Annotated in this window: 5 protein-coding genes and 1 pseudogene; 2 read left to right on the top strand and 4 right to left on the bottom strand. The window is 74.7% G+C overall.

Annotated elements, in window-relative coordinates:
* Positions 1–284, top strand: a pseudogene (locus tag ABZW03_RS35440) (hypothetical protein); the annotation flags it as partial.
* Between the two features lie 363 nt (positions 285–647).
* Positions 648–3,455 carry an AAA family ATPase gene (locus tag ABZW03_RS35435; protein ID WP_355267903.1) on the top strand — a complete coding sequence of 936 codons (2,808 nt, stop codon included), beginning with the start codon at positions 648–650 and terminating at the stop codon, positions 3,453–3,455.
* A 119-nt stretch (positions 3,456–3,574) separates the two neighbouring features.
* On the opposite strand, the gene ABZW03_RS35430 is transcribed toward ABZW03_RS35435, so the two are convergent.
* The 4 genes from ABZW03_RS35430 to ABZW03_RS35415 form a co-directional block, all read right to left on the bottom strand.
* Positions 3,575–3,862: an antibiotic biosynthesis monooxygenase family protein gene (locus ABZW03_RS35430; RefSeq protein WP_355267900.1), complete on the bottom strand. Its 288-nt coding sequence runs from the start codon at positions 3,860–3,862 to the stop codon at positions 3,575–3,577.
* 67 nt (positions 3,863–3,929) lie between these two features.
* Positions 3,930–4,856, bottom strand: a complete 927-nt coding sequence (locus ABZW03_RS35425) for an NADP-dependent oxidoreductase (protein WP_355267897.1) — start codon at positions 4,854–4,856, stop codon at positions 3,930–3,932.
* A 171-nt stretch (positions 4,857–5,027) separates the two neighbouring features.
* A complete protein-coding gene (locus ABZW03_RS35420; RefSeq protein WP_355267894.1) occupies positions 5,028–5,927 on the bottom strand; it encodes an anchored repeat-type ABC transporter permease subunit in 900 nt (299 codons plus the stop codon).
* On the bottom strand, positions 5,924–6,302 hold a 379-nt coding region (locus tag ABZW03_RS35415; RefSeq protein ID WP_355267891.1), incomplete at its 5' end, for an ATP-binding cassette domain-containing protein. The genes ABZW03_RS35415 and ABZW03_RS35420, both read right to left, overlap by 4 nt.

The raw sequence follows: 6,302 nt of genomic DNA, 5'->3' as shown, positions 1-6,302 counted from the left end.
GTGGTACGGCGCCGACGGCTACGGCGGCATGCGCGCCCGGTTCACCACGCCCGACAACGCCTGGAGCCAAGATCACCGTCAGCTACGGCGACGACCCGACCCAGTACCCGGCCCTCATGGCGGGCGGCGCGTTCGTCCACACCGCCGCCCTCACCACCGCCACCGGCACCGGCACCGACGCCAACGCCTTCCCCCCGGCCCCCTACGTCCACGCCTACAACGCGGACGGCCAGGAGATCTACAACCAGAAGACCCAGCCCAACCCCAGGGGCGCCCGCCCGTAGACGCCGCTCCGGAGGCGGACGGGATGTACGCCCCCCGCTGACGACGACCACGGACCGGCCGCCCCGGTACTCGATCGGCAGGGTCGTGACGCCCTGGCGCTTGAGCCGGTCCGCCGGGATCAGCGTCGGTTCGGACACCTCGTCCGCGAAGCCGCGGCTCATGTCCTCGGCGGGGAGGCGGCCCCGGCGCTGAGGACGACTACCCCGTTGCGGGTGGCATCGGCTCTCATCGCCGCGGTGCGACCACCGGTGGATCCGGCCCGGACTCGTAGCGCGACCAAGGGGTGGCAGGAGACGTGTAAATTTCCACATCGGTGTGACAGTTGATGGTTCTTCAGTATGGAAAAAGCGTGAGGACGGGACGTGGCCGCAGACGGCAGGCTCCGCATCGACGGCACCGGGCCCCGGCCCGGCGCCCCTGGCCCGTCGGACGTGCCGCTGATCGGCCGGGAGCGTGAACTGGCCGTGCTGGCCTCGTTCGTGACCGCTCCCGAGGGCCGGGCCCTGGTGCTGCGGGGCGACCCGGGCGTCGGCAAGAGCGCACTGGTCGATCACACGGCCGGGCTGGCCGGCCGGCAACGGCACGAGCTGATCCGGGTCACCGGGGTCGAGGCCGAGTCGGAGCTGCCGTTCGCCGGGCTGCACCAGTGCCTCTACCCCGTACTGGACCGATCCGCCCGGCTCAGCGCACGGCAACGGGCGGTCCTGGACGTCGTGTTCGGGCAGGGCACCGGCGAGCCGCCGTCCGTCATGGCCCTGGGCATCGCCGTACTCGACCTGCTGTCCCTGGCGAGTGCCGGGCGGCCACTGACGCTGCTGATCGACGACGGGCACTGGCTGGACGACGCCAGCGCCGAGGTGTGCGGGTTCGTCGCCCGCCGGCTGGCGGCCGGTCCGGTGCGGATACTGATCGTCCTGCGGTCCGAGGAGCAGTCCCGCTTCGACGACGCCCGCCTGCCGGAACTCCCGGTGGCGCCGCTGTCGGACGAGGCCGCCGAACGCCTCCTGGAGCTGAGCCATCCGCGGCTCGACGCGCGCACCCGCCGCACCGTCCTCGCGCACGCCCGGGGCAACCCGCTGGCCCTGCACGAGCTCCCGCCCCACGCGGGCGCGCCGCACCCCGGCGGCGACCTGCCGGGCGGTACCGGCCTCCCGCTGTCCCGACGCCTCCAACTCCTCTACGCCGCCCGGATCGAGCGTCTGGAGCCCGGTGTCCGCGCGGAACTCCTGCGCGGTGCCCTCGACGGCACCCTCGACCGGCTGCGCGGCGACGCCCACGGCCGCCGCTACCGGATGCGGAACGTCGAGCCGGCCGCCGCGTCCGGTCTGCTCGACGTCGACGCCGCCACCGGTGGCTTCGTGTTCCGGCACCCGCTGGTCCGATCCGCGGTCGTCCAGCTGGCCACGTCCGACCAGCGCCGGGCCGCCCACGCCGAACTGGCCGGCGTGCACCGGGACGACGTCGAGCGGTACGCGGGCCACCTGGCCGCCGCGACCGTCGACCCGGACGAGTCCGTGGCCGAGGTGCTGCAGGCGGCAGCCGAGTCCACCGTCCGGCGCGGCGGGGCGGCCGCCGCGGTGACCTGGCTGACCCGCGCGGCGGAGCTGAGCGAACGGCCCGCGGACCGCTCGCGACGGCTCGCGGACGCGGCCTACATCGCCGGCCAGGCGGCCCTGCTGGACCGGGCCCGGCGGCTGGTCCACCGCTCGGTCGGGGACCCCGGCACGGCCACGCCGCTGGCCGCCGTCCTCGCGTCCACCCACGCCGACTTCGTCCAGGCCGGGGCGGTCCGGCCGTCGTTCCGGCGGCTCGCGGCGGCGGTCGAGCACCGGCTGGCGAGCGAACCGGCGTCCGGTGACGAGACCCTGCCCCGCGCGGTGGACGCGCTGGTCACCATGGCCCACTACGCGGGGGACCCCGCCCTGTGGCAGCAGGCCGAGCGGATCCTCGACGCCCTCGGGGACCGGGTCCACCCGCTGACCGCGATGTACCGGGACGCGAGCGCCGTGGCCCGCAGCGGGGTGGGCCTGCGCGCCCGCCTGGAGGAGGCGTTCGCCGACGCGGCGCACCTCGCGCCCTGGGACGTGGCCCGACTGGCCGTCTGCGCGTCCCACGTCGACGTGCTGAGCCAGTACCGCACCCAGCTGCGGCGCGCGGTCGAGCGCGAGCAGGACGACGGCGCCGTGCCCAGTGCCATGATCCTGCTGCGGATGCTGATGCTCGACCAGATGTACTCCGGTGACTGGGACGAGGCGGAACGGACCGCGCAGCGCGGGCTGGACCTGGCCACCGAGCACGGCCACGTCCTGCTCGCCTACCACGGCAAGGCCTGCCTGGGGCAGCTCGCCGCCCGACAGGGGCGGCTCGACACGGCGCGGAGGCTGCAGTCCGCCGTGGACGCCTGGGCCCGGCCGCGCGGCGTCGGCCTGCTCACCCAGATCACGGAGGCGATCGCCACCGGAACGGCGCTCACCGAAGGCGACTTCGAGGCGGCGTACCTGTACGCCATCGGCATGACGCCGCCGGGCAGCTTCGACCGGCACTCCCACCAGATCGCTCCCCGGGCCCTGCTCGAACTGCTGGAGGCCGCGCTCTACAGCGGCCGTCGGGAGGAGGCGCGCCGGCACGCCCTGGCGGCGTGCGAGGCGGGCCTGCCGCAGGCCTCTCCCCGGCTGGCCCTCTCCGCCTACGGAGGCCTCGCGATGACCGCGGACGATCCCGCCGAGGCGGCGCAGGCGTACGCCCGGGTCGAGGCGCACCCGGCGGCCCGGGACTTCCCCTTCGAGCTGGCGCGCGTCCGGCTGGCGCACACCATCCGGCTGCGGGAGCTGAGGGCGCCGCGAGCGGACCGGAAGGAACCGCTGCTGCTGGCCGCCGCGGAGTTCAAACGCCTCGGCGCCACGGCGTGGGAAGCCCGGGCCCGGGCCGAACTGCGGAACGCGGGCGTGCTCCCGGGCCCGTCGGCGCCGAACCTCGCGGCGCTGACCTGGCAGGAGCGCCGGATCGCCGAGCTCGCCGCCACGGGCCTCACGAACAAGGAGATCGCCGCGCGCACCAGGCTGTCCCCGCGCACCGTCGGCTCCCACCTCTACCGTGCCTTCCCCAAGCTGGGCATCACCTCGCGGGCCGCGCTGCGCGACGCGCTCGCCAGGCTGCCGGAGCCGCCGTGAGAGCGGAGGAGCGCCGGGTGGAGACGCAGCCGAGGACGGACCGGTGAGCGGCCGGGGCGGCGGTGTCCCGGTCGGCTCGGGCCCGGAGGAGCCGGGACGCCGCGGGTGGACGGCTCGCGTCACACGAGGGCGTAGGCCTCGGCCTGGCGGTCGATGAGGTGGGGGGTGATGCCGGCGAGGACCAGTCGCTGGTAGGACACGCTCTCGCGGTGGGCGGCCAGCGCGTCCTCGTCCTCGTACTCGGCGAAGAGGACGAAGGCGGCCCGGTCGCGCAGGGAGCGGACCACCCGGAAGGAGAGCACGCCGGGCTCGGTGAGCGCGGCCTCGGTGACGGCGGGGAGCAGATCGGCGACGTGCTGCTCGGCGCCGATGTCGGCGAGCCAGTCGGTGATCACGACGAGGGACACGGCGGGTCCTTCCGGGCGGTGCGGGACGGTTCTGGTGACGGGGGCGGTTCGGGCGGAGGGCCGAACATCAGGGGACGGTGACGACGATCTTGCCGCGGGTGTGGCCGTCGGCGTTGAGGCGCTGGGCGTCGGCCGCCTGCTCCAGGGGGAACGTCGCCGCGACCTCGACGGTGAGCCGGTCGCTCTCGGCGAGGTCGGTCAGGGCGGCGAGGTCGGCGGCGTCGGGGCGCACGAAGACGTAGCGACCGCCGAGGGCGAGGACGGCGCCGTCGGCGACGGAGGCGAGGCGGCCGCCCTCGGCGAGCAGCGCCGGCGAGATCTGGAGGGCCTCGCCGCCCACCAGGTCGAGTACGGCGTCGACGCCGCCCGGCACCAGCGCGCGGACGCGCTCGGCCAGGCCGTCGCCGTAGGTCACCGGCTCGGCGCCGAGGGTGCGCAGGTAGTCGTGGTTGCGCTCGCTGGCGGTGCCGATCACCCGGGCGCCGAGGGCGACGGCGATCTGGACGGCGAGCGAGCCGACCCCGCCGGCGGCCGCGTGGACCAGGACGGTCTCGCCCGGCTTGACCTCCAGGGCGCCGGTCAGCGCCTGGTAGGCGGTGAGGCCCGCCAGCGGCAGGCCGGCGGCCTGGGCGAAGTCGAGGTTGGCGGGCTTGCGGGCCAGGGTGCGCACGGGCGCGGCGACGTACTCCGCGAAGGTGCCGCGGCGCACCATGTCCTCGCGGACGTAGCCGATCACCTCGTCGCCCGGCGCGAACTCGGTGACGCCGAGGCCGACCCGCTCCACCACACCGGCGACGTCCCAGCCCGGGATCACGGGGAAGAGCACGTCCATCATGCCGTCGAGGTAACCGGCCTGGACCTTCCAGTCGACCGGGTTGACCGACGCCGCCGCCACGCGGACCAGGACGGAGTCCGGGCCGAGCTTGGGCTCGGGCACGTCCCCGTACTCCAGGACGTCCGGTCCGCCGTAGCTGCGGTAGGTGATGGCCTTCATGGTGGTGCTCCTAGCAGGAAGTGTTGAGCTACTCGATGGTTCATGCCATTAAGTAATACGTCGACGGTATGGCTGAACAGTTGAGGATGTCAAGTAACTCTCCGGGACTCCTGCCCCGAGCCCGTCGACGCACGCGGTGTGCTGCCGCGGCCTTCCACCCCGCGGCGGCCGTCAGCCCGCTGCGGCGGGCTCCGCGGCGCTCGGCAGGCCCGCCACCGCGCGGCGGCGCTGGAGCACACGGCCGACCAGCCCGTGCCGTGGCGCCAGACACCAGGTGAGCGCGAACAGCCCGGTCAGGACCACGACCACCGAACCGCCGGCCGCCAGGTCGTAGCCGTACGACACGTACAGGCCGGCCGTGCCGCCGACGCAGCCGAGCAGCGAGGACAGCGCCGTCATCGGCCGGAGGCGGTCGGTAAGCAGCCGGGCGGTCGCCGCCGGGGTGATCAGCAGGGCGAGCACCAGCACGTTGCCGACGGCCTCCAGCGACATCACGATCGCCGTGGTCACCAGCAGGTAGAGCGCCAGGTCGAGGGCGAGGACCGGCAGCCCGGCGGCCCTGGCGGTCTCCCGGTCCAGGGCGACGGCCACCAACTCCTTGCGCAGGGCCAGCGCCACCAGCACCAGCACCGCGCCGAGGCCGCCCACGACCGCGACGCCCCCGCCGCTCACCGCGAGCACCTGGCCGAACAGGAAGGAGGACAGGTCCGTGGTCCAGGTGTCCCGGGTGCTGACCAGGACGATGCCGAGGCCGAAGGCGAAGGCGAAGAACACCCCGATGACGGTGTCCTCCTTCAGACGGCGGTTCTGCGACACCACGGCGATCAGGACGGCGGTCGTCACGCCGGCGGCGGCGCCGCCGAGCAGCAGATCGCCCTCGAAGGCGTAGGCCAGCGCGACTCCGGGGAAGGCGGAGTGGGCGACGGCGTCGCCGATGAACGCCATGCCGCGCAGCACCACGTACACCCCGATCACGCCGCAGACCGCGCCGACGATCGCGGCGACCGCGAACCCGCGTCGCATGAAGGCGTGTTGCCAGGGCTCGGTGAGGAAGGTCCAGAAGCCGTTCACGACGCCCCGCCTTCCGAACGGAGCCCGGTCAGGCCGAACGCGCGCAGCAGGACGGCCGGATCGTCGAGGGTCTCCGGGCCGCCCTCGGCGACCACCGTGCGGTTGAGCAGCAGCAGGCGGTCGCAGACCCGGGCGGCGGCCGGGAGGTCGTGGGTGGACATCAGGACGGCCCTTCCCTCGTCGGCGAGTTGCCGCAGCAGTTCGGTCAGCAGCTCCTGGGTCGGCACGTCCACGCCGGTGAACGGCTCGTCCAGCAGCAGCAGTTGCGGATCGTCGGCCAACGCCCGGGCCACCAGCACGCGTTGGCGCTGACCGCCGGACAGCTCGCCGACCGGGCGGCGGGCGAGCGGGCCCAAGCCGACCCGCTCCAGGGCC

The sequence above is a fragment of the Kitasatospora sp. NPDC004799 genome (genome assembly GCF_040609095.1).
GTDB lineage: Bacteria > Actinomycetota > Actinomycetes > Streptomycetales > Streptomycetaceae > Kitasatospora.
Note: the sequence above shows the minus strand (reverse complement) of the source record. Positions and strands in the feature narration are given on the sequence as shown.